This is a genomic window from Sulfitobacter undariae, from assembly GCF_014196805.1.
GTDB classification, from domain to species: Bacteria; Pseudomonadota; Alphaproteobacteria; order Rhodobacterales; family Rhodobacteraceae; genus Sulfitobacter; species Sulfitobacter undariae.
This window is the reverse complement of the sequence record NZ_JACIEI010000002.1, coordinates 1-21187: the sequence shown is the minus strand read 5'-3', so window position 1 is coordinate 21187 and position 21187 is coordinate 1. Positions and strand designations below refer to the sequence as shown.

General features: G+C 55.2%; 21 protein-coding genes. 9 read left to right on the top strand and 12 right to left on the bottom strand.

The annotated features are described in order from the left end of the window. Window positions 1-23: 23 nt before the first annotated feature. Window positions 24-1538, top strand: coding sequence for a YifB family Mg chelatase-like AAA ATPase (locus GGR95_RS03480; RefSeq protein ID WP_184562855.1), 1515 nt, complete (start codon window positions 24-26; stop codon window positions 1536-1538). On the opposite strand, the gene GGR95_RS03475 is transcribed toward GGR95_RS03480, so the two are convergent. Genes GGR95_RS03475 through rsmI form a run of 4 tightly spaced genes read right to left on the bottom strand, consistent with a single transcriptional unit; the run spans window position 1519 to window position 4655 of the window. Further along, window positions 1519-2415: an alpha/beta hydrolase gene (locus GGR95_RS03475; protein WP_184562853.1), complete on the bottom strand. Its 897-nt coding sequence runs from the start codon at window positions 2413-2415 to the stop codon at window positions 1519-1521. The genes GGR95_RS03480 and GGR95_RS03475 overlap by 20 nt on opposite strands. After that, window positions 2412-3347, bottom strand: a complete 936-nt coding sequence (gene gshB / locus GGR95_RS03470) for a glutathione synthase (RefSeq protein ID WP_184562851.1) — start codon at window positions 3345-3347, stop codon at window positions 2412-2414. The genes GGR95_RS03475 and gshB overlap by 4 nt, the downstream gene beginning before the upstream one ends. Before the next feature lie 58 nt (window positions 3348-3405). Further along, window positions 3406-3786, bottom strand: coding sequence for a YraN family protein (locus GGR95_RS03465; protein ID WP_184562849.1), 381 nt, complete (start codon window positions 3784-3786; stop codon window positions 3406-3408). Between the two features lie 5 nt (window positions 3787-3791). Then, window positions 3792-4655: a 16S rRNA (cytidine(1402)-2'-O)-methyltransferase gene (gene rsmI / locus GGR95_RS03460; protein WP_184562847.1), complete on the bottom strand. Its 864-nt coding sequence runs from the start codon at window positions 4653-4655 to the stop codon at window positions 3792-3794. A 91-nt stretch (window positions 4656-4746) separates the two neighbouring features. Between rsmI and GGR95_RS03455 the strand changes: the two genes are divergently transcribed. The 3 genes from GGR95_RS03455 to murJ all read left to right on the top strand — a co-directional run bounded on the left by GGR95_RS03455 (window position 4747) and on the right by murJ (window position 10442). After that, complete coding sequence (locus GGR95_RS03455) at window positions 4747-5919, top strand: penicillin-binding protein activator (RefSeq protein ID WP_184562844.1); 1173 nt, start codon at window positions 4747-4749, stop codon at window positions 5917-5919. Between the two features lie 38 nt (window positions 5920-5957). Then, window positions 5958-8696 carry a [protein-PII] uridylyltransferase gene (locus tag GGR95_RS03450; protein ID WP_184562842.1) on the top strand — a complete coding sequence of 913 codons (2739 nt, stop codon included), beginning with the start codon at window positions 5958-5960 and terminating at the stop codon, window positions 8694-8696. A 159-nt stretch (window positions 8697-8855) separates the two neighbouring features. Further along, window positions 8856-10442, top strand: coding sequence for a murein biosynthesis integral membrane protein MurJ (murJ, locus tag GGR95_RS03445; RefSeq protein ID WP_184562840.1), 1587 nt, complete (start codon window positions 8856-8858; stop codon window positions 10440-10442). Window positions 10443-10445: 3 nt separating this feature from the next. Here murJ and GGR95_RS03440 read toward each other — a convergent pair whose 3' ends face one another. Beyond that, window positions 10446-11141: a rhomboid family intramembrane serine protease gene (locus tag GGR95_RS03440; protein WP_184562838.1), complete on the bottom strand. Its 696-nt coding sequence runs from the start codon at window positions 11139-11141 to the stop codon at window positions 10446-10448. Window positions 11142-11227: 86 nt separating this feature from the next. Here GGR95_RS03440 and trpS point away from each other — a divergent pair, with 86 nt between their 5' ends. Further along, complete coding sequence (gene trpS, locus GGR95_RS03435; RefSeq protein WP_184562836.1) at window positions 11228-12244, top strand: tryptophan--tRNA ligase; 1017 nt, start codon at window positions 11228-11230, stop codon at window positions 12242-12244. A gap of 41 nt (window positions 12245-12285) precedes the next feature. Here trpS and GGR95_RS03430 read toward each other — a convergent pair whose 3' ends face one another. From GGR95_RS03430 to GGR95_RS03420, 3 genes are read right to left on the bottom strand one after another with little or no spacing between them, the layout of a single operon-like run. Further along, the gene (locus tag GGR95_RS03430; protein WP_184562834.1) at window positions 12286-13500 is read right to left on the bottom strand and encodes an MFS transporter; all 1215 of its coding nucleotides are present in this window, start codon (window positions 13498-13500) and stop codon (window positions 12286-12288) included. 57 nt (window positions 13501-13557) lie between these two features. Continuing rightward, window positions 13558-13881, bottom strand: coding sequence for an ArsR/SmtB family transcription factor (locus tag GGR95_RS03425; protein WP_184562832.1), 324 nt, complete (start codon window positions 13879-13881; stop codon window positions 13558-13560). 55 nt (window positions 13882-13936) lie between these two features. Next, a complete protein-coding gene (locus GGR95_RS03420) occupies window positions 13937-14194 on the bottom strand; it encodes a DUF6522 family protein (protein WP_343042048.1) in 258 nt (85 codons plus the stop codon). Window positions 14195-14314: 120 nt separating this feature from the next. Here GGR95_RS03420 and GGR95_RS03415 point away from each other — a divergent pair, with 120 nt between their 5' ends. From GGR95_RS03415 to GGR95_RS03405, 3 genes are read left to right on the top strand one after another with little or no spacing between them, the layout of a single operon-like run. Next, the gene (locus GGR95_RS03415) at window positions 14315-15421 is read left to right on the top strand and encodes a class II histone deacetylase (RefSeq protein WP_184562830.1); all 1107 of its coding nucleotides are present in this window, start codon (window positions 14315-14317) and stop codon (window positions 15419-15421) included. A 3-nt stretch (window positions 15422-15424) separates the two neighbouring features. Then, complete coding sequence (locus GGR95_RS03410; protein WP_184562828.1) at window positions 15425-15997, top strand: nitroreductase family protein; 573 nt, start codon at window positions 15425-15427, stop codon at window positions 15995-15997. Beyond that, window positions 15988-16725 carry an EI24 domain-containing protein gene (locus tag GGR95_RS03405; protein WP_184562826.1) on the top strand — a complete coding sequence of 246 codons (738 nt, stop codon included), beginning with the start codon at window positions 15988-15990 and terminating at the stop codon, window positions 16723-16725. The genes GGR95_RS03410 and GGR95_RS03405 overlap by 10 nt, the downstream gene beginning before the upstream one ends. Here the strand turns inward: GGR95_RS03405 and GGR95_RS03400 are convergent. Both GGR95_RS03400 and mce read right to left on the bottom strand, forming a co-directional pair. Beyond that, entirely contained in the window at window positions 16655-16951 is a 297-nt protein-coding gene (locus GGR95_RS03400) for a DUF1467 family protein (RefSeq protein WP_184562824.1), read from the bottom strand. The two genes, GGR95_RS03405 and GGR95_RS03400, sit on opposite strands and share 71 nt — an antisense overlap. Further along, on the bottom strand, window positions 16951-17355 hold the full coding sequence (mce, locus tag GGR95_RS03395) for a methylmalonyl-CoA epimerase (protein WP_184562822.1): 405 nt from the start codon (window positions 17353-17355) through the stop codon (window positions 16951-16953). The genes GGR95_RS03400 and mce overlap by 1 nt, the downstream gene beginning before the upstream one ends. A 131-nt stretch (window positions 17356-17486) precedes the next feature. Between mce and GGR95_RS03390 the strand changes: the two genes are divergently transcribed. Continuing rightward, window positions 17487-18206, top strand: a complete 720-nt coding sequence (locus GGR95_RS03390) for a response regulator (RefSeq protein WP_184562820.1) — start codon at window positions 17487-17489, stop codon at window positions 18204-18206. Here the strand turns inward: GGR95_RS03390 and GGR95_RS03385 are convergent. Together GGR95_RS03385 and aspS are read right to left on the bottom strand one after the other, a co-directional pair. Beyond that, the gene (locus GGR95_RS03385) at window positions 18203-18940 is read right to left on the bottom strand and encodes a GNAT family N-acetyltransferase (protein ID WP_184562818.1); all 738 of its coding nucleotides are present in this window, start codon (window positions 18938-18940) and stop codon (window positions 18203-18205) included. The two genes, GGR95_RS03390 and GGR95_RS03385, sit on opposite strands and share 4 nt — an antisense overlap. Before the next feature lie 104 nt (window positions 18941-19044). Further along, the gene (gene aspS, locus GGR95_RS03380; RefSeq protein WP_184562816.1) at window positions 19045-20823 is read right to left on the bottom strand and encodes an aspartate--tRNA ligase; all 1779 of its coding nucleotides are present in this window, start codon (window positions 20821-20823) and stop codon (window positions 19045-19047) included. Window positions 20824-21187: the final 364 nt, after the last annotated feature.

Here is a 21187-nt window from a genome sequence, read left to right as displayed (position 1 = left end):
TTTGATAAGTGTGGGGCAGGACGATGGTGGCACGCGCCTATAGCGTTGCATTTCAGGGGGTTGAGGCGCGCATTGTAGAAGTGCAATGCGCCGTCACCCCCGGACTGCCCGCGTTTTCGATTGTCGGCCTTCCTGACAAAGCCGTATCCGAGGCGCGGGACCGTGTGCGCACAGCGCTGACATCAATGGCCATCGCCCTGCCCTCCAAACGTATCACGATAAATCTAAGCCCGGCAAACCTGCCCAAAGAGGGTAGTCACTTTGATCTGCCGATCGCCCTTGCCTTGCTAGCGGCATTGGAAATCTTGCCCAAAGATGTGATCGAAACCGTTGTCGCACTAGGCGAACTGTCCTTGGACGGCTCACTGATCCCCGTATTAGGCGCTCTGCCCGCGGCCATGGCCGCCGCCCAAGAAGACCGCAACCTGCTGTGCCCGCACGGGTCAGGTGCGGAAGCGGCATGGGTGAACGCCTGTCAGGTGATTGCCGCCCGATCACTGGGGGATGTGGTGCGCCATTATACAGGCCAAGTCCCCCTGCCCCCCGCAGAACCGGGCGAAGTGGCCCCGATGGATCACAGCCGAGATCTGCGCGAAGTCAAAGGTCAAGAGCGCGCCAAACGCGCGCTAGAAATTGCCGCCGCGGGGAGACATCATTTGCTGATGGTTGGGACCCCGGGATCAGGAAAATCCATGTTGGCGGCGCGATTGCCGGGCATATTGCCCCCTCTTTCCGCCGCAGAAGCACTGGAAACGTCGATGATCCACTCCATCGCAGGGCTGCTGGATGAAGGCGGTATCAGCCGCGCCCGCCCTTTCCGAGAACCCCATCACACCGCCTCTATGGCCGCCATCATCGGCGGCGGCAGAAACGCAAAGCCGGGCGAAGTGAGCCTTGCGCATAACGGCGTGTTGTTCATGGATGAATTCCCCGAGTTCCCTCGCAACGTGCTGGAGACCCTGCGCCAACCGATTGAAACAGGCGAAGTCATGATCAGCCGCGCAAATGCCCATGTGAAATACCCCTGCCGCTTCATGCTCGTCGCCGCAGCAAACCCCTGCAAATGCGGCTATTTGCCTGACCCCGCCCGCGCCTGCGCACGCGTTCCCCACTGTGGCGAAGACTATATGGGCCGCATTTCTGGCCCTTTGATGGATCGTTTCGACCTACGCGTAGACGTGCCCCCCGTCAGCTACACGGACCTGAACCTACCTGCTTCGGGCGATAGTTCTGCGGATGTGGCTGAAAGGGTCGCGCAGGCACGTGCAGTTCAATCAACGCGTTTTGCTTCTCACCCCAATATGCGGTGCAATGCGGATGCCGAGGGCGATGTGTTAGAGCAAATGGCCGCGCCAGACGCGGAAGGGCAGGATTTACTGATCCGCGCAGCAGAGCGTTTTGGCCTCTCTGCGCGTGGCTACCACCGTGTGCTCAGGGTCGCCCGTACCATTGCCGATCTCGACACCTCCGCTGACGTACGCAAACCCCATGTCGCTGAAGCAGTGAGCTTCAGGCTCCCTAGCTCCATTGTCGCGTAATCCACTCCGCCAAGGTATCCAGTGTCTGGCGGGCTTCGGGCAGAATGTTGTGCAGCACAGGCCAAACATGGGGCAGATCATGTCGCACGGTGATCTCAACGGCAACGCCATCTGCACGCAAACGCTCGGCCAATCGGCGAGAATCATCTAGCAAGATTTCGGTATCCCCGACTGTGATCCATGCAGGGGGGCCGCCTTTGAAATCACCAAACAACGGGCTGACAGACGGGTGCGTCGCAGATTGGCCATGCAGGAACATTGCGGCCATTTCTGCAGCACGGTCCGCAGGCAAAAGCACGTCGCTGTCGGCGTTCTCCTTAAACGACTGACCACTAAACGTCAGGTCCGTCAAAGGCGAAAACCCAAATACTGCCGCCGGTTGTGCAGCCCCTTCAGCTTGCAACGCCGCAATCAACCCGAAAGCAAGCGCGCCGCCAGCGCTGTCACCGCCCAAAACGATTTCGGCAGGCTCCACCCCCTGCCTGATTAGCGCGTCCCATGCAGCACGCACATCCTGTGGTGCCGCAGGAAAGGAGTGTTCGGGGGCCAAACGGTATTTGGGCATGATCGCGCGCGCTCTAATTCGTTGTCCCAAATGGGCAATCATCGCTGCATGTGTGTTCGGGCTGCCAAAAACAAACCCTCCCCCATGGATATAAAGCAAAACTTTACGCGGCTGCACGTCTTGCGAGGAGAGTTCCAAACAGGGAACACCCCCCAAAGAGATCCACTTTCGAACAGTACCGCGCGGCGCACGGAAGAACAGGCGGGCCTGCAATTCAAGTACGCGGCGCAGGCCTGCCGGCGTACCCTTGCGGATACGCCGTTTTTCAAAAAACCTCAGCCACGGATTTATAAGCCGCAGCATCATGCTCATGCGCGTTTTGCTTCGATCACATCCCAGATTTTGCCCGCGATGTTCACACCATCAAAGCGCTCAAGCTCCTGAATACCGGTTGGGGAAGTGACATTAATTTCGGTCAGATAGTCACCAATCACGTCGATCCCGACAAATATCTGCCCCCTTTCCTTGAGCACCCCGCCAATACGTGCGCAGATTTCTTTGTCACGTTCCGTCAAGCCGATCTTTTCCGGACGGCCGCCAACATGCATATTTGAGCGCGTCTCTCCTTCGGCAGGAACGCGGTTGATCGCGCCTACGGGTTCACCATCCACAAGAATCACGCGTTTGTCGCCTTTTGCCACATCAGGCAGAAACTTTTGAACAATCAAAGGTTCACGCGAAAATCCTGTAAACAGCTCATGCAGGGAGCTAAGGTTGCGGTCATCTTTGGTGAGCTTGAAAACACCAGCGCCGCCATTGCCGTACAGAGGCTTGAGTATCACATCGCCATGCTTTTCCTTAAACGCTTTGATCGTCGCCAGATCATGCGCAATCGTAGTTGGCGGCGTCAGGTCTGGAAAATCCAGAACCATAAGTTTTTCTGGAAAATTGCGCACCCAAAACGGATCGTTCACAACCAAAGTAGTATCAGAAATCCGATCTAAAAGATGCGTCGACGTGATATAGTGCATGTCAAATGGCGGGTCCTGACGTAGCCAAACCACGTCAAATTCCGCCAAATCCACTTCTCGCATTTCGCCCAGCACAGCAGGGTTTCCCGCCACACGCTGCACGGTCATGTCATGCCCACGCGCGGTGATGCGGCCTTCCTGATAGGCCAGATGATCTGGCGTATAGAAGAACAATGAATGCCCCCGCGCCTGTGCTTCCTCGGCGAGGCGGAAGCTGCTGTCTCCGTCGATATTCACGTCCCCGATGGGGTCCATTTGAAATGCAATTTTCATGGGTTCTTCCTTGCTGTTGTTCTACTGATGACAAAGCAAGTCGTTCGGCGCAATGCCTTCAAGCGTGTCCGAAGGCGTTTTCAATTATTTGTGTCTCGCCGTGCCCATTCACTAGGGCCACGTCAAAACGTACATCCGTCAGACTTCCCAAGGGTTGTGTCCCCAGAAACTCTTCGGCACTGGCGTATATTCGGCGCATTTGTGCGGCGCTCAGTCGTTGCGCAGCGCGGTCGAAACTCTGGCTTTGTTTCACTTCTATGAAAATGAGGCCATCGCCATCCTGCACAATCAGGTCAATTTCACCACGTTTTCCGCGCCAGCGCTGACGCGCAACTCGAAACCCTCGCCGTTCATAATCTTGCGCAACACACCCTTCCGCTGCCAACCCTGCGTGAAACGCCATAGCTCCGCGATGAGAGCGGCCATTTGGAAGGGTCATAGGTTTCAGCCTTTTTTTGTATTTAGCTCCAAGGCAGCCTGATAGACCTGTCGACGTGGTAGCGCATGTGCCTTGGCAACCAAATCCACGGCATCACGCATCGACAATTCTTCCAACGCGGCCTTCAACGATGTTTCTAAATCATCCGAGTTAATAGTCGCTAAATCTCCACGATCCACCAAGACCACAATCTCGCCTTTGGGTGTGGTTGTATCGTAATACTCCGCCAACTCGCTCAAGGTGCCGCGCCGGACTTCTTCGAATTTTTTCGTCAGCTCGCGACAAACCGCGGCATTACGCCCCTCGCCCAAGGCGCCTTTTGCATCCCGCAACATGGCACCGACACGTTTAGGCGATTCGTAGAAAACCAACGTCGCACGCACATCTCGCAACCCTTCCAACGCACTCAGACGCGCAGCCTTGGTGCTGGGCAAAAATCCTGCAAAATGGAAAGCGTCCGTAGGTAAACCGCCCAAGGCCAACGCTGTCACCACAGCAGACGGGCCCGGCGCGCAGGTCACGTTAATGCCAGCCGCAGCAGCCGCACGTGACAGTTCAAACCCCGGATCGGCAATCAGGGGCATCCCCGCCTCTGACGCGTAAGCAACTGATTTTCCATCCTGAACGGCCTTTACAAGTCGCATCATGGCGCCCTCACTAGAGTGATCGTGCAAGGCCGTAATCTTGCGCCCGTCCAGCGGAATACCATGTATATCCATCAGCTTTAGCAAGCTGCGCGTGTCTTCGGCGGCCAACATATCGGCGCTGGCCAAGACATCGAGTGCGCGCAATGTAATGTCGCGTGCTGTGCCAATAGGGACACCCACAAAGGTAATTCCGGGCGCTAACTTCTGCTTATGGATATTCAACGCTGGACCCGCCTCTTGGACACGATATGATTGCGACAATTATAGTGTAGGAAAATTTCCTACACACCACTGACTGGGGAGTACTGTTACCATGTTTGCCATCCTGCGCACCATCCGAAAGCCGATCCGGCTACTTTTGTTGCCGATTTTCGCGATGTTGCTAGCCGCCTGTGATCCGGCGATGACAAGCAACAAAGGCCCTCAAATTGATCCGACGGCTCCTGTCGCGGTTGCGCTGCTTGTACCGCGTGGCGGTTCAGCATCAGACAACCTACTTGCCAAAAATCTGGAAAACGCTGCACGTCTGGCAATTCGTGATCTAGGCGGTGTCAAAATTGATCTGCGTGTTTACGGCACAGCCGGACAGGCCAGCACAGCAGCAACTGCAGCGTCGCAAGCTGTTGCAGATGGCGCTAAAATCATTCTCGGGCCGGTCTATGGCGAAGCAGCGAACGCAGCAGGTGTTGCTGTTGCAGCGTCAGGCGTGAATGTTCTGTCCTTCTCGAACAACACAACAATCGCTGGCGGCAACGTCTTTGTGCTTGGGCCAACATTTGACAACACCGCCAACCGTCTGGTGAGCTATGCCAAACGCACCGGAAAAGATAAAATTGTCGTTCTGCATGCCAATGACATCGGTGGACAGTTAGGCCGTAACGCCATCCAGCAAGCCATCTCGGCCAATGGTGCAACCCTATCGGGAAGCGTTGAATACGCCCTCAGCCAAGAGGCCGTGCGTGCTGCTGTACCGCGTGTCAAAGCAACCATGCAAAGCACCGGTGCAAATGCGTTGTTCATGACAGCCAATTCATCCACCGCCCTTCCCCTCTTGGCAGATATGCTGCCTGCTGCGGGTGTGACCAACGCATCATCACAGTACATAGGCCTGAGCCGTTGGGACATTCCTGCACAAACACTGGCATTGCCTGGCATCCAAGGGGGATGGTTTGCTCTGCCTGATCCCGGTGCAAGCGCTGCATTTGCTTCGCGCTATGCGGCTGCATATGGTGAACGCCCTCTAGATATCGCAGGTTTGGCATTTGACGGCATCGCGGCTGTTGGCTCGCTTGTAAAAGGCGGTAAGAAAACGGCGCTTTCCACAGCGTCCCTGACTCAAGGTGCTGGCTTTAAGGGGGCACATGGCATCTTCCGTTTGCGTCCTGATGGCACAAACCAGCGCGGTCTTGCGGTTGCGACTATTCGCAACAATCAAGTTGTCTTGCTGGAAGCTGCACCCAAAGCCTTTGGCGGAGCAGGGTTCTGAAGCAACCTGCGACATATAAAGAAAGGTGGCACTCAGACATGGCAACTGCGCCAAGATTGGGTGCCGCACCCAACGACATTTACGACCATGAAGACGTAAATGCGCAAATCGCTGCCGCCGCAAGCAACAGCGACGAAGCGACACTGCGCGCGCAAACAGTGAAAATTTTGCGCGATGCCCAAGCAAAAGGCCGTGAAGTGATTGCGGCAGCTTTTGCCCGCTCTCCCTTTGACGCAGCTTCAATGACGGCATCTTATACTTACCTCACGGATGGCATGGTCAAATCCGTTTTGATGGTCGCCACACGCTACCTGCATCCGACCTCTGACGCCGCTGTACTGAGCGTGATTGGCGTAGGGGGGTATGGACGCGGTGAAATGGCGCCTTTCTCGGATGTTGATCTGCTCTTTCTGCTTCCAGGGAAAATCGACCCTTGGGCCAGCAGCGTCATTGAATCGATGCTCTATCTACTGTGGGACCTGAAATTGAAGGTGGGCCACTCCAGCCGCACAATCAATGATTGCGTTGAACTGGCCAAAGAAGACTACACCATCCAGACTGCCCTGCTGGAACACCGCTATGTTTGTGGCGATACCGCATTGGCGGAAAGGCTGGATGAAACGCTGACTCGGGAACTCTTTTCTGGATCTGGTCGCGACTTCATCGAGGCAAAGCTGGAAGAACGCGATTCACGTCACCTGAAACAGGGCCAGCGCTATGTTGTTGAGCCTAATGTAAAAGAAGGCAAAGGCGGATTGCGCGATTTGCAGTCGTTGTTCTGGATTGCGAAATTCATCCACGGGGTCCAGCATTCGGCTGATTTGGTGGAAAAAGGCGTGTTTCGTGTCGATGAATACGAAACCTTTAAAGCGGCCGAAAATTTTCTTTGGGCTGTGCGTGGGCACCTGCATCTATTGACCAAACGCGCCACAGAACAGCTGACTTTTGACATGCAGGTCAGCGTTGCCGAAGCCATGCAATACGAAGACCGCGCAGGCCGCCGCGCCGTCGAAGTCTTTATGCAGGCCTATTTCCGTCACGCCACCGCTGTGGGCGATTTGACACGTATTTTCCTGACCAAGCTGGAAGACATGCACGTTAAATCCGAACCCCTACTAGAGCGGCTGTTCCGCCGCCGTCCCCGGATCAAAGAGGGTTATGTCGTTGTGCATAACCGTATCGACATCCGCGACACCGACACATTCCTGAATGATCCACTCAATCTGTTGCATGTCTATGAAGAAGCCCTGCGCACAGGCATGTTGATCCACCCTGACGCCATGCGCACGATCAAAGCCAACTTGCACTTGATCGACGACAGCCTTCGCAATTCACCCGAAGCCCAGCGCCTGTTTTTAGACCTGCTGCTGAAACACGGGAACCCCGAACGCGCCTTGCGGCGTATGAACGAATTGGGCGTGTTATCCGCGTTTATCCCCGAGTTTGAGCCTATTGTGGCGATGATGCAGTTCAACATGTATCACAGCTATACGGTCGACGAACATACGATCCAGACAATCGCCAATCTGGCAATGATCGAAAAGCACGAGCTTGAAGAAGAGCTTCCCGTTTGCTCAACAATTCTGGAGCGCGGTATAAACCGCAAGGTCATTTATGTGGCATTGCTTTTGCACGACATCGGCAAAGGGCGGCCAGAAGATCACTCGATCCTTGGTGCCCAGATTGCACGTAAGGTTGCACCGCGTCTGGGGCTGAAGCCCGATGAGGTTGATACCGTTGAATGGCTGGTGCGCTATCACCTGCTGATGTCCGATATGGCGCAAAAACGCGACATTTCCGATCCCCGTACTGTGCGTGATTTCGCAAAAGCTGTGAAAACGGTGAAACGGCTTGATCTGTTGTGCGTCCTCACTGTCTGCGACATTCGCGGTGTCGGGCCGGATACGTGGAACAACTGGAAGGCTGCATTGATCCGTAGCCTTTACAGACAAACAAAACGCGCGCTTGAAACCGGATTAGAAGACCTCAACCGTACCAGCCGCGGCACCGAGGCTAAAAAGGCGCTGCGTGCGGCCTTACCTGATTGGCCGAAAAAAGATCTCAAAGCGGAGACCGCCCGCCATTACGACCCCTATTGGCAAGGCATGCACGTCACAGCACATGTGGCTTTTGCAAATCTGCTGCGCAACCTTGATCCTTCCTCCATCCTGATTGATCTGCACCCCGACGAAGACCGTGATGCCACTCGTGCGTGTTTTGTTATGGCCGACCACCACGGCATTTTCTCGCGGCTGGCTGGTGCATTGGCGCTGGTAGGGGCCAATGTTGTGGATGCCCGCAGCTACACAACAAAAGACGGTTATGTCACAGATGCCTATTGGATTCAGGACAGTGAAGGCAACGCCTATGAGGTGTCCAAGCTGCCGCGCCTGCGACAGATGATTGAAAAAACCCTGCGCGGTGAAGTCATCGCGCAAGATGCTCTCAAATCACGTGACAAGGTCAAGAAGCGCGAAAAAGCATTCCGCGTTCCCACCCACATCACCTTTGATAATGACGGCTCCGAAATATACACGATCATCGAAGTCGATACCCGTGACCGTCCCGGATTGCTGTATGATCTGGCGCGGGCGTTGGCGGGGGCGAATGTGTATATCGCAAATGCCGTGATCGCGACCTACGGTGAGCAGGTTGTCGATACCTTCTATGTGAAGGACATGTTTGGCCTCAAATACCATTCCGAGAGCAAACAACGCGCCCTTGATAAACGTTTGCGTGAAGCCATCACCGAAGGGGTAGAGCGGGCGAAGACCTGACTCTATTTTCAGACAATCAACGGCGTATTGGCAGGGCACTTACACCCTGCACCAGATCGGCAAAACCCGCCGAGGGCTCATTAGGCGGGTAAAAGGGAATTGCGCTGACACGCGGCAATCGCTACGCCAAGACACATCCACAAAAAAGGCCGCGCTCCCATGAAACCTATCCGCCTGATGTCCGGTTTTTTCACTGTAGGGTTATGGACGCTTCTCAGCCGCGTTCTGGGCTTTGTGCGTGATGTCATGATCGCCGCCTATCTTGGTTCTGGCCCCGTGGCCGAAGCCTTTCTGGTGGCCTTTTCCCTGCCCAATATGTTCCGCCGTTTCTTTGCCGAAGGGGCGTTTAACATGGCATTTGTGCCGATGTTCTCCAAACGGCTGGAGTCAGGCGACGACCCCGAGGGATTTGCACAAGACGCTTTTGTGGGAATGGCCCTGATCCTGACGGTTTTCACGATCATCGGCATTATAGCTATGCCCGGTCTGGTCTATCTGATGGCCTCGGGCTTTGCCGAAGACGCGCGGTTTGATCTGGCGGTTGAATACGGGCGGCTGGCCTTTCCATATATTCTATTCATCTCTCTGGCGGCGCTCATTTCAGGTGTCCTAAACGCAACGGGGCGCTTTATGGCGGCTGCGGCGGCACCTGTGGTGCTGAACATCATTTTCATAGCCGCAGTTCTGATCGGCGCGGCTATCGGACAACCGGATGTTGGCAATGATCTGACCCAAGCGTTGCAAGTTGGTAACCTTTTGGCCATCGCCGTTCCCATCGCAGGCATCGGGCAACTGGCGTTGGTTTGGTGGGCCGCACGGCGGGCAGGCTTCACTCTGCGGCTGAACAAACGCCCACGCCTGACACCTGATCTCAAACGCCTTGCAATCATCGCCGCTCCTGCTGCGCTGGCGGGGGGAGTTGTGCAAATCAATCTGCTGGTGGGCCGCCAAGTGGCCAGTTTCTATGACGGGGCGGTTGCGTGGCTCAGCTATGCGGATCGCCTTTACCAGCTTCCTTTAGGTGTGGTGGGCATTGCCATCGGGGTTGTGCTGCTGCCTGATCTGTCTCGCCGTCTCAAGGCTGATGACACTGCGGGTTCACAAACCACACTCAGCCGTGCTGCCGAAGTCTCACTTGCCCTCACGATCCCTTCATCGGTGGCGCTGGTGGTGATCCCCCTCACACTGGTCTCGGTTCTATTTGAGCGCGGCGCGACAACCGTTGACGATGCTGCGGCTATTGCGACAGCAGTGATGATCTATGGCCTTGGTCTGCCTGCATTTGTACTGCAAAAAGTGCTGCAACCGCTGTATTTTGCCCGTGCCGACACCAAACGCCCCTTTTACTTTGCCGTCGCGGCAATGGTGATCAACGCGGGGCTAGCGATTGGTCTGGCGCCAGTTGTGGGCTGGCTGTCACCTGCCATCGCGGCCACCACCGCAGGCTGGGCTATGTACGCGCTATTGGCCATTGGGGCGCGGCGCTATGGGGAGGCCGCCAAATTCGATGCACGTTTCCGCAAGCGCATCTGGCGCATCATCGCCGCCAGCCTGATCATGGGTGTGACGCTGTGGTTCTTCGACTTGCAGATGGGGGCATTACTGGCCATGCGCGGCTGGCGCGGTCTTGGGCTGTTGATCCTGATCGTGATTGCCGCAGTGTCTTACTTTGGCTCAGGTCAATTGATCGGCGCGTTCAAGTTAAGCGAGTTCAAATCCGCCATGCGCCGCAGCCCAAAGACCTAAGGTTTAACGCTGCCGCAGCTTTGCCAGAATGCGCCCCCACTCTCCGGGAGCGCAAAGGAAGCTGATCCCGAAACCGCAGATAAACCCTGCCAGCTCAGCGACCCAGCCATACCCAACATACGTGAACACGCTCCAGACCAGTTGCAGGCCCATTAGCATCGCAATCAGGCTAAACGCCTGCAACTGCTGGCCACCACTGGCCGACAGTTTGCGCCACAGCAAGAAGCTATAGCCCCCGATCAATCCGTAAACCGATGGGTATGCCCCGACCAACCACACCGGATCATTTAGCAGCAGCGCATAGGCCAATGCGCCCCCGATGCCCGACAGTAAAAACAGCGCCAGCATCGCAAACTGCCCCATCACTTCTGCAGCCATTTTGCCAAGCGCCAGCATCAGTACAATTGCAATCAACGCGTGGGTAAAGCTGAGGTGGATAAACTGATAGGTCACCAGTCGCGCCAGATTTTCCCAGCTCCAATACCCCTGCGCCAACATCGCATCAAAGATATCACCCGAAAACCCCCAGTCGCGCACCAGCTGTAAACGCCAGCCAATCGCAGTCGGACCGCCGACAAAACCCGCGCTCCCCAAGGTGAGAGCCAGCTCAATTCCTGCCATGATGACAAAGAGGATAATCACAACTGGCGGCAATTTGTTAACAGGGGGTTCGAAACTGGTATTAAAAGGGTCTGACATTATGCTTCTTTCAGGTCTAGTTGACGGGAACCTGTGCCATGGGTAAGCCCGTTGCAACAGCATTTCCAGCCCCATCGGAGCGTTCCATGACCGAAACCACATTCACCCCCCGCGTTTTCTCTGGCATTCAGCCGTCTGGTGACCTGCATTTGGGGAATTATCTGGGCGCGCTCAAGCGTTTTGCCGATGCGCAGGACAAGGGCGTTCAATCCATCTACTGCATGGTCGATCTGCACGCGATCACTGTTCCGCAAAACCCTGCGGATCTGAAACGCAGCACCCGTGAATTGGCTGCCGGGTTTATCGCTTCGGGTGTATCGCCAGAAAAATCCATTCTGATCAATCAATCCCAAGTACCAGAGCACGCGCAACTTGCGTGGATTTTCAACTGCGTTGCGCGCATGGGCTGGATGGGCCGCATGACCCAGTGGAAAGACAAAGCAGGAAAAAACGCCGAAGCGGCCTCGCTCGGGTTGTTCGCCTACCCTGCCCTGATGGCTGCGGATATCCTGATCTATCACGCAACACATGTGCCAGTGGGCGAAGACCAGAAGCAACACCTTGAACTGACACGCGATATCGCGGCCAAGTTCAACCATGACTACGGCGTTGATTTCTTCCCGATTACCGAACCTGTGATTGAGGGTGCGGCAACGCGGGTCATGTCGCTGCGTGACGGCGCCAAGAAGATGTCCAAATCCGACCCGTCAGATGCCAGCCGCATCAACCTGACAGATGACGCCGACACCATTGCCAAGAAAATCCGCAAAGCCAAAACAGACCCCGATGCACTGCCATCCGAGGTTGAAGGCCTGAAAGACCGCCCCGAGGCGCGCAATCTGGTGAATATCTATGCGGGGCTGAACGACCAAACGGTTGAGCAAGTTCTGGCGGATCACGGCGGACAGCAGTTCGGCACGTTTAAACCTGCGTTGGCAGAACTGGCTGTCTCCAAAATCGCCCCAATCTCAACCGAAATGGCCCGCCTGATGAGTGACGTCACAGAGATTGACCGCCTGCTGGCCCATGGCGCCGAACAAGCGCGTGAAATCTCGGCGCCGATCCTCAAGAAAACTTATGAGATCGTTGGCATGGTTGGCTAACACATCGCGAGGGCCGTGCAGATGCTGCGGCCCTCGCCCTGCTACGAACGCCCGAGCAGACGTGTAATTTTTCTAGGATCGGGGATGAAGACAAGCGTCACAAGCGCGGCCACGACACAGGCCGCCATTGCCGCAAAAGACACCCAGCCGCCGTATACCTGTGACAGATAGGCAAAAACAAACGGGGCCGAAGCGTTCACACCCATACGCACAAATGAAATCCAACCCAGCCGCGCCCCATACCCTTTTGCGCCAAACAACGCCAAGGGCAGCGTGCCACGGGTGATCGTTTTGATCCCATCGCCCATGCCAAAGAAAAATGCAAAGAACAGCAACCCCGTCAACGTGGTGCCAAAGCCTAACAATGCGCTGAACCCCACAAGGATCAACGCCAGACTGACGTAGCTGGTGGTCAGCGGATGCAAATTGCGCCCGAACCACAGTTCCAACGCCCGCCCCAGTGTTTTTGCAGGCCCGATCACCGCGCCCGCAAAAGCCGCCACTGCGGCGGAGTGGCCCAAGCTTTCGACGTTAGTGACCCATAACGTCATCAATGCGCCCATCACATAACCGGACAGCACAAACGACAAAACCATCCATACCATGCCGCGCAGACGTTGGTCGGTTGGCAATTCTGGCCAATCCTCTCTGACGTCTGCTTGCACCTTTTCGCTTGGCCCCCTGACCGTACCGCTTAGGCACAACCAATGTATCGGTACGCAAACCAGCAGCATGATGCCGCCCAACACCATCCATGTGGATTGCCAACCGATCTGATGGGACAAAAACAACGTCAGTGGCCAGAAAATCGTTGAGGCGACACCGCCAAACAAGGTCACGACCGATATCGAGGATTGCGTTGGCACATCGGTTTTCAACCGCGCTAGCGTGGCAAATGCGACATCATAGAGCACAAACATCGCCGCAAATTCCGTTGCAAGGATGGCCACCAAAAGCGACCGACTGCCGTACACCTGAGAGAGCGATACAAGCGCAATCCCCGCCGCTAAGGCCCCGCCTGTCATCACCCAGCGCCCGCCGTAACGGTCCACCAAAATACCCGCGATCGGGGCGGAAAACCCGCCCACAAACAATCCAATAGATAAGACCCCAAACACCTGTGACAGTGATAATCCTAAATCAGTAGCCATCAGGGGCAACAGCACCGCATAGGCATAATACAATGCGCCATATCCGATGATCTGGGTGACCCCCAAACCGATGGCAGGCCGATAGCGTTGGAAAAGGGGTATCATCAATAAGGCTCTAAACAATCACATCTCTAGATTTATAGTTCTTTTTGCCACGCTTGTTCACTTGCCCGCGCCGCACAGACGGACGACGCCAGAACAGCATTCCTCGGTCAGGAAATCTGTCAGCTTGTTCATTACGGTAAAATCCGGACGGTTCAAAATCTCACGGCCTTGGCGTTCTTGGGTAATCAAACCCGCTTGAACCAAGCTGCGCAAATGATGCGCCATGGTTGAGGCAGGCAGGTTCAACTGTTCGCCAATTTCACCCACGTTCAACCCCTCAACACCGGCCCGCACCAGCAAGCGGTACACATCCAACCGTGCTTCATGCCCCAAAGCGGCAAGCGCCTGTGCGGCGTTTTGAGTAGATAGGTCATTTGTCATACCCCCTCATAACCAAACAACTAGTTTTGTAAAGATGTATAGTGCCGATACCCTATCAGGCGGGCTTGCCAACAGGGATGCGCGAGGTCGAAAGAACGGTGCCGTCTTGGGCACAGGTCAGGCGGATGCGCTTTTGATTGTGGTAAAACGTCAGGCGGAATCGGCCTGCATCCTCGCCCTCTCCTGTCTCAAATCGGCTGGTGATTTCGCCGCTGCGCATTTTCGCAGGCACAGATGCAGGCTCTAACCCCAACAGCGGGCCAAGGTCCGTTGCTTCAATCAAGGGTTGCCCGTTTTCCATATTGATCTTCACTGTGCCTCTCCCTCTTTTGCGCTGACCATTACAGCAGGTAGGACACATCGCAATAGCCTTATAGGCCGTGGACAATCCCCCGCCACTTTGCCACTTTCGCCCCAAACAAAGGAGGCGATTATGCGCACAGGTTTTTTCTGGGACGAACGCACATTCTGGCACGCGGGCGGCAATTATGCAGGCACTATGCCGATTGGCGGATTGGTGCAGCCCCTCGCCGCAGGTAGCTTGCCCGAAAGCCCGGAAACCAAACGCCGCCTGAAGAATTTAATGGATATCACGGGCCTAACGGACACGCTGGATAAGCGCACAGCACCAGAAGCCACACGCGAAGACCTATTGCGCGTTCACCCAGACTCCTATCTCGATGCATTCAAAGCCACCTCCGACACAGGCGGTGGCGAAATCGGGCATCACGCGCCTTTTGCCCAAGGCGGATATGAAATCGCAACGCTCTCCGCTGGTCTCGCGATTGCTGCGGTGCGTGCCGTGGCAAGCGGCGATCTGGACAACGCCTATTCCCTCTCCCGCCCCCCCGGTCACCACTGTGAGCCCGATAGCCCGATGGGGTTTTGCCTGCTGGCCAACATTCCTATCGCTATTGAAACTGCCAAGGCCGAAGGCCTGATCAAACGCGCGGTGGTTCTGGATTGGGATGTGCACCACGGCAACGGCACAGAAGCCATGTATTATGGCCGCGACGATGTGCTGACCATTTCGCTACACCAAGAAGGCAACTATCCTCTGGAAACAGGTAAGCTGCATGACCGTGGCACAGGTGCAGGAGAGGGTTTCAACCTGAACCTCCCTTTGCCTGCGGGCATGGGCCATGAAGGCTACTTACATGCGCTCGACACCATTGTGATTCCGCAAATCAAAGCTTTTGCGCCTGACATCATCATTGTTGCATGCGGCTATGATTGCGCCGCCCCTGATCCGTTGGGGTCTATGCTCGCCATGGCGCAGACCTTTGGCGCTATGACCGCGCGCATCAAACAAACAGCTACAGAAATCTGTGACGGCAAACTGGTTGTGGTGCATGAAGGCGGCTATTCTGAAGTTTATGTCCCCTTCTGCGGACACGCTGTATTGCAAGAGATGTCAGGCAGCGACATTCATGCCGCCGATCCGATGCACAAGGCGCTCAGCAACCGCCAGCCCAACCCGCGTGTGCTGGCGTTTCAGAAACAGCTCATTGACGACATGGCCACCGAGTTAGGACTATAAAAAATGCCCACACCAAATCCTGCCGCCCTTGATTTCCTGCTCACCCGCCGCTCGCGTCCGGCCAAGACCTTGACGACACCTGTGCCCGACCGTCCTGCGCTCCTCCAGATACTCACGGCGGCAGCCCGCACCCCTGATCATGGCAAGCTGGAGCCGTGGCGGTTTATCGTAATTGATACGGCAGCGATGGCCGCGCTGGCACAGCTGGCGCAGGCGCGTGGCGAGGCATTGGGCATGGACCCAGAACAGACCGCCAAGGGCCGTGCACAGTTCGATCAAGGCCATCTGGCGATCGCCATCATCGAAGTACAAAAACCATCCGAAAAAATCCCGCCGCTGGAACAAACCTATTCTGCTGGTGCCGTATGCTTGGCGCTGGTGAATGCCGCCCTTGCCTCGGGGTGGGGTGCGAATTGGCTTAGCGGTTGGGTCAGTCATGACCGCGAATTTATGCAGCAGGGGCTTCACCTTGCCGCTCATGAACGCATTGCCGGGCTGATCCACATCGGTACTGAGACCAGCACCCCACCTGATCGCCCCCGGCCCGATGTAGAGGAACTTACAACATGGCTTTAGATACTGTTTTTAAGGCATTTGGCCTCGCATTGGGTCAAATCGGTGATCCACGATTTCGCCGTGTTTTGATGATCGGCGTTGGCCTGACATTGGCACTTCTGATTGGTGTAGCGTCTGGATTTATCTGGCTGGTGGACTGGTTGAGTGGCGAAAGCACATTACTGCCCGTTCTAGGCGAAGTCAGATGGATCAACGATCTGTTCAGCTGGAGCGCCGCCTTAGTGATGTTGGTGCTGTCAATCTTCTTAATGGTCCCTGTGGCCTCAGCGATCACATCGCTGTTCCTTGATGATGTCGCCGACGCGGTTGAGGCGGTGCATTACCCCCACATGCCACAAAGCCCCCGCACCCCTTTTGGAGAAGCATTGCGTGATACGGTCAATTTTCTGGGTGTGATTATAGGCGTAAATGTTCTGGCGATGATCCTTTATGTGGTCTTCGCCCCCGTTGCGATTTTCATCTTTTGGGCCGTCAACGGGTTCTTGTTGGGGCGTGAATACTACACTCTAGCCGCAATGCGCCGCGTTGGCCGCAAGCGCGCAAAACAATTGCGCCGCAAGAATTTCGTGACAATCTGGGCAGCGGGAACTCTGATGGCCATGCCACTTTCCATCCCGCTGCTTAACTTGTTGATCCCCATTTTAGGGGCGGCAACGTTTACTCACTTGTTCCACTTGCTGCCGCAGGGACACCCTGCCCCATCCAGTTCTCCAGATCATCGACGCTGATCTTGCCAGACAGAATGATCGCCACAAACGCCCCCCAGATGACAAAGGCGATCAGGGTACACCACAGCGCCTTCTTCTTGAGGTTGTGATGCTCTGGCGCACCTGCGTGTGTGCCGGGCACGATATCGTTCAGGTCGCCTTGGGTTTGCACGCGGATCGGGATGAGTATCAAGAACAGCATGAACCAAGTGATCGCATAGAGAACGATAGCTGAGACCGGCCCCATTATACCTGTTCCAATTCTACCAGTGCGCCGTTGAAATCTTTGGGGTGCAAGAAAATCACCGGTTTGCCATGCGCGCCAATCTTCGGCTCGCCTGTTCCCAACACACGTGCGCCCGTTGTCAAAAGATGGTCACGCGCAGCAATGATATCATCTACCTCATAGCAGATATGATGAATCCCGCCTGATGGGTTTTTGTCGAGAAACCCCTGAATGGGAGAGTTTTCACCAAGCGGATAGAGCAGTTCGATTTTGGTGTTTGGCAATTCGATAAAAATGACCGTCACGCCATGGTCCGGTTCATCTTGCGGTGCACCCACATTTGCACCCAATGCATTGCGATACTGGTTGGCTGCCGCCTCAAGGTCAGGCACAGCGATGGCCACATGGTTTAGACGTCCGATCATAACTTTCTCCTCACAGCATGAATTTGGATCGTTATGCGATGCAAAACGCGGCGGTGCAATGCGGCGCGTTAACTCCCTCTTAGCTATGCTTACGTAACCATAGGGTAGTTGATAAGGAATCGGAGAACACCATGGACACAAACGATCCATTTTCTGCCCCGCATATGGCCCCAACCGCCGCACGCCCCTTGTTAGGTTTGACCATCCTTGTCGTAGAGGACAGTAGATACGCCTGTGAGGCGATGCGCCTGCTGTGCCTACGTTCTGGTGCGCGGATCAGAAGAGCGGACTGCATCCGGTCTGCACGGCGTCACCTGCAAGTGTACCGCCCCTCTATTGTCGTGGTTGATATGGGCCTACCCGATGGCAACGGTGCCGATTTGATTGCTGAAATAGCAAATGCCGAAATCGAAAAAAGCGTGGTGCTTGCCACTTCTGGGAATGACATACTGGAAGCCGAGGCTATGGCCGCAGGCGCGCAGGGTTTCTTGAGCAAACCCATCACATCACTTGCGGTTTTTCAGCAGCTGGTACTGGCCGCCTTGCCTATTGACCGCCATCCCCCCGGTTTGCGCAGCATGGTTGATGAATTAGTATCGCCAGACGAACTGGCCTACCATGATGATATCAATTACGTGGCTGACATACTGGACAATTTGCCCAACGACCAAGCACTGGATTACGTGGCGCAGTTTTTACAGGGCGTTGCCCGCTCCGTCGCAGATGCGCGAATGGAACAGGCCGCACTGGCACTTGCCGAAAAACGGTCTGCAGGCGCAACCGCTACATCCGAAACCGCGCAAATCGCAGGTCTGATACAGCAACGCCTCTCTCAGAAAATCGCGATCTAGCGGTGCTGGCTCAGGAACGGGTCATCCGACACCCGCACAAGACGTGTCATATCGCCGAGGCTTTCACGCTGCTGCCCCTCGCTGTCAAAGTTCGAAGGTGACAACCACGCTCGATAGGCTTCTTTCAGCGCTGGCCATTCACTATCAATGGCGGCAAACCACGCAGTATCCCGATTGCGTCCTTTGACCACATCCGCCTGACGAAACACACCTTCAAAGCTAAAGCCAAGCCGCTGCGCCGCGCTGCGTGATCCTGCGTTCTGCGCGTTGCACTTCCACTCGTACCGACGATACCCTGCATCAAAAGCCCATGACATCAAAAGATACATGGCCTCTGTCGCTGCAGGGGTTCGTTGCAAGGCAGGGCTAAAGTTAATATGCCCCACCTCGATCGAGCCTGCGCTCGGCGCGATACGAAGGTAACTTGCCACACCCTCCCAGTTTCCTGATTTCAGGTTTTTAATCGCATAAAACCGTGGATCAGAAAGCTCTGCCTGATCACGCACCCAGCGGTGATACTGCGCCGCCGAGGAAAACGGACCATAGCCCAAATAGTCCCAAACGGCATCGTGGCCAGCAAATGAACGGTAAAGCAACGCGGCATGCTCATCCGCATCCAGCCGCTCCAAGCGGACAAATTGCCCTTCAACCTCATCCCAATCAGGAACAGGTGGCGGGGTCCAGTCAGGGACAAGCGCGCCCAATGGCGCAGTGGTTTGATCAAAATCATTCATAGCAAAGTGATATGATGCATACCGCTCCGCGCCAAGCACAGAATACGGCGTGCAACGTGGTTCTTAACGCAAAAGCGCCGCAGTATCCTGCGGCGCTTTAAAACTTAGTCTTGTGGGATAACCCGCAGACCCAATTCCATCAGTTGATCCGGCATTGGATCGTTTGGTGCATTCATCATCAGATCTTCGGCACGCTGGTTCATCGGGAACAAGATCACTTCACGGATGTTGCTCTCTTCGGCGAGCAACATCACGATACGGTCAATCCCTGCCGCACAACCGCCGTGGGGTGGAGCACCGTATTGGAATGCGTTGACCATGCCACCAAAACGCTTGCGCACTTCTTCGGGGCCATAACCGGCAATTTCGAAGGCTTTGAACATAATCTCGGGACGGTGGTTCCTGATCGCGCCCGAAACCAATTCATACCCGTTACATGCCAGATCATATTGATAGCCCAACACTTCCAACGGATCACCGTTGAGTGCCTCCATCCCGCCCTGGGGCATGGAGAAAGGGTTGTGTTCAAAGTCAATCTTGCCCGTTGTCTCATCTTTTTCGTAGATCGGGAAATCCACGATCCAAGCGAAGGCAAAGCGGTTCTGATCTGTCAGGCCCAGTTCTTCTCCGATCACATTCCGGGCGCGGCCAGCAACAGATTCAAATGCTTTCGGCTTACCACCAAGGAAGAAGGCCGCGTCACCGACGCCCAGCCCGAGTTGCTGGCGAATGGCTTCGGTGCGCTCGGGCCCAATGTTCTTGGCCAGTGGGCCAGCCGCTTCCATGCCCTCACCTTGATCACGCCAGAAGATATACCCCATGCCGGGCAGGCCTTCTTTTTGTGCAAAGGCATTCATCCGGTCACAGAACTTGCGGCTACCACCAGTAGGTGCTGGGATCGCACGGATTTGGGTGCCTTCCTGCTCCAGCAGTTTTGCAAAAATTGCAAAGCCGGAACCTGCGAAGTGTTCGGAAACAACCTGCATCTTGATCGGGTTGCGTAAATCAGGTTTGTCTGAACCATACCAGAGCGCGGCATCCTTATAAGAAATTTGCGGCCATTCCTGATCCACAGCTTTGCCACCGCCGAATTCTTCAAAGATGCCTGTCAGCACAGGCTGGATCGTGTCGAACACATCTTGCTGCTCAACAAACGACATCTCAAGGTCGAGTTGGTAGAAATCTGTTGGCGACCGATCTGCGCGCGGATCTTCATCACGGAAGCACGGCGCAATTTGGAAGTATTTATCGAAACCCGATACCATCAACAATTGCTTAAACTGCTGTGGTGCTTGAGGTAGTGCGTAAAACTTACCAGGGTGCAAACGTGACGGCACCAAAAAGTCGCGCGCCCCTTCAGGAGAGGAGGCGGTAATGATTGGCGTTTGGAATTCTTTAAACTTCCGATCCCACATGCGCTGACGGATCGAGCTAACCACATCTGAGCGCAAGATCATGTTGCGCTGCATCTTCTCGCGACGCAGATCAAGGTAACGATAGCGCAGACGGGTTTCCTCTGGGTATTCTTGCTCACCGAAAACCTGCAATGGCAAATCGCCGTTTACTTGCCCAAGGACTTCAACGTCACGGACATAGATCTCAATACCGCCCGTCGGAATTTTTTCGTTCACCAGTTCAGCTGCACGCGCTTTTACGTCGCCGTCCACACGGATGCACCATTCAGCACGAACTTTTTCCAGCTCAGCGAATGCAGGTGAATCGCCATCGCAAATCAATTGGGTGATCCCATAATGGTCACGTAGGTCGATGAATAAAACGCCCCCGTGATCGCGGACACGGTGAACCCAACCGGAAAGGCGGACTTTGTCCCCCACGTTTGTTGTGTTTAGGTCGGCGCAAGTCTGGTTACGATAGGCGTGCATAGTGGTCCCTCTTGTGACGGTGAATGTCTCTTGGCAGAGGCCAAAACAAACAAATATATCGCGCGAAGCTACACCGCGCACAGCCTGTGAAGTCAAGGGGACACACCTACTTTTACGCTGTAAGGAATGTAAGTTTGGCTGCAGCAGGCTCAATCAGCGCTTGTGAGCTCGTGATCTACAATTACGACAAAGACATTGTCGTCTCCTTCAAGCCCTTACCCACCATCCCGTGTGGCATTTGGATACAATTTGCGCCTATTTTTTGTTTTTTTGTTGATGTTATTTTGTTGTTTGAACGAATAAACGCCGCGCAGGATGAGCTGCGCGGCGTTTATATTTATAACATTGTCTAGAGAGATACGTT

Coding starts and splice junctions, on each gene's coding strand:
- GGR95_RS03480 (WP_184562855.1), top strand. CDS start 24: ATGGTGGCACGCGCCTATAGCGTTGCATTTCAGGGGGTTGAGGCGCGC.
- GGR95_RS03475 (WP_184562853.1), bottom strand. CDS start 2,415: ATGAGCATGATGCTGCGGCTTATAAATCCGTGGCTGAGGTTTTTTGAA.
- gshB (WP_184562851.1), bottom strand. CDS start 3,347: ATGAAAATTGCATTTCAAATGGACCCCATCGGGGACGTGAATATCGAC.
- GGR95_RS03465 (WP_184562849.1), bottom strand. CDS start 3,786: ATGACCCTTCCAAATGGCCGCTCTCATCGCGGAGCTATGGCGTTTCAC.
- GGR95_RS03455 (WP_184562844.1), top strand. CDS start 4,747: ATGTTTGCCATCCTGCGCACCATCCGAAAGCCGATCCGGCTACTTTTG.
- GGR95_RS03450 (WP_184562842.1), top strand. CDS start 5,958: ATGGCAACTGCGCCAAGATTGGGTGCCGCACCCAACGACATTTACGAC.
- murJ (WP_184562840.1), top strand. CDS start 8,856: ATGAAACCTATCCGCCTGATGTCCGGTTTTTTCACTGTAGGGTTATGG.
- GGR95_RS03440 (WP_184562838.1), bottom strand. CDS start 11,141: ATGTCAGACCCTTTTAATACCAGTTTCGAACCCCCTGTTAACAAATTG.
- trpS (WP_184562836.1), top strand. CDS start 11,228: ATGACCGAAACCACATTCACCCCCCGCGTTTTCTCTGGCATTCAGCCG.
- GGR95_RS03430 (WP_184562834.1), bottom strand. CDS start 13,500: ATGATACCCCTTTTCCAACGCTATCGGCCTGCCATCGGTTTGGGGGTC.
- GGR95_RS03425 (WP_184562832.1), bottom strand. CDS start 13,881: ATGACAAATGACCTATCTACTCAAAACGCCGCACAGGCGCTTGCCGCT.
- GGR95_RS03415 (WP_184562830.1), top strand. CDS start 14,315: ATGCGCACAGGTTTTTTCTGGGACGAACGCACATTCTGGCACGCGGGC.
- GGR95_RS03410 (WP_184562828.1), top strand. CDS start 15,425: ATGCCCACACCAAATCCTGCCGCCCTTGATTTCCTGCTCACCCGCCGC.
- GGR95_RS03405 (WP_184562826.1), top strand. CDS start 15,988: ATGGCTTTAGATACTGTTTTTAAGGCATTTGGCCTCGCATTGGGTCAA.
- GGR95_RS03400 (WP_184562824.1), bottom strand. CDS start 16,951: ATGGGGCCGGTCTCAGCTATCGTTCTCTATGCGATCACTTGGTTCATG.
- mce (WP_184562822.1), bottom strand. CDS start 17,355: ATGATCGGACGTCTAAACCATGTGGCCATCGCTGTGCCTGACCTTGAG.
- GGR95_RS03390 (WP_184562820.1), top strand. CDS start 17,487: ATGGACACAAACGATCCATTTTCTGCCCCGCATATGGCCCCAACCGCC.
- GGR95_RS03385 (WP_184562818.1), bottom strand. CDS start 18,940: ATGAATGATTTTGATCAAACCACTGCGCCATTGGGCGCGCTTGTCCCT.
- aspS (WP_184562816.1), bottom strand. CDS start 20,823: ATGCACGCCTATCGTAACCAGACTTGCGCCGACCTAAACACAACAAAC.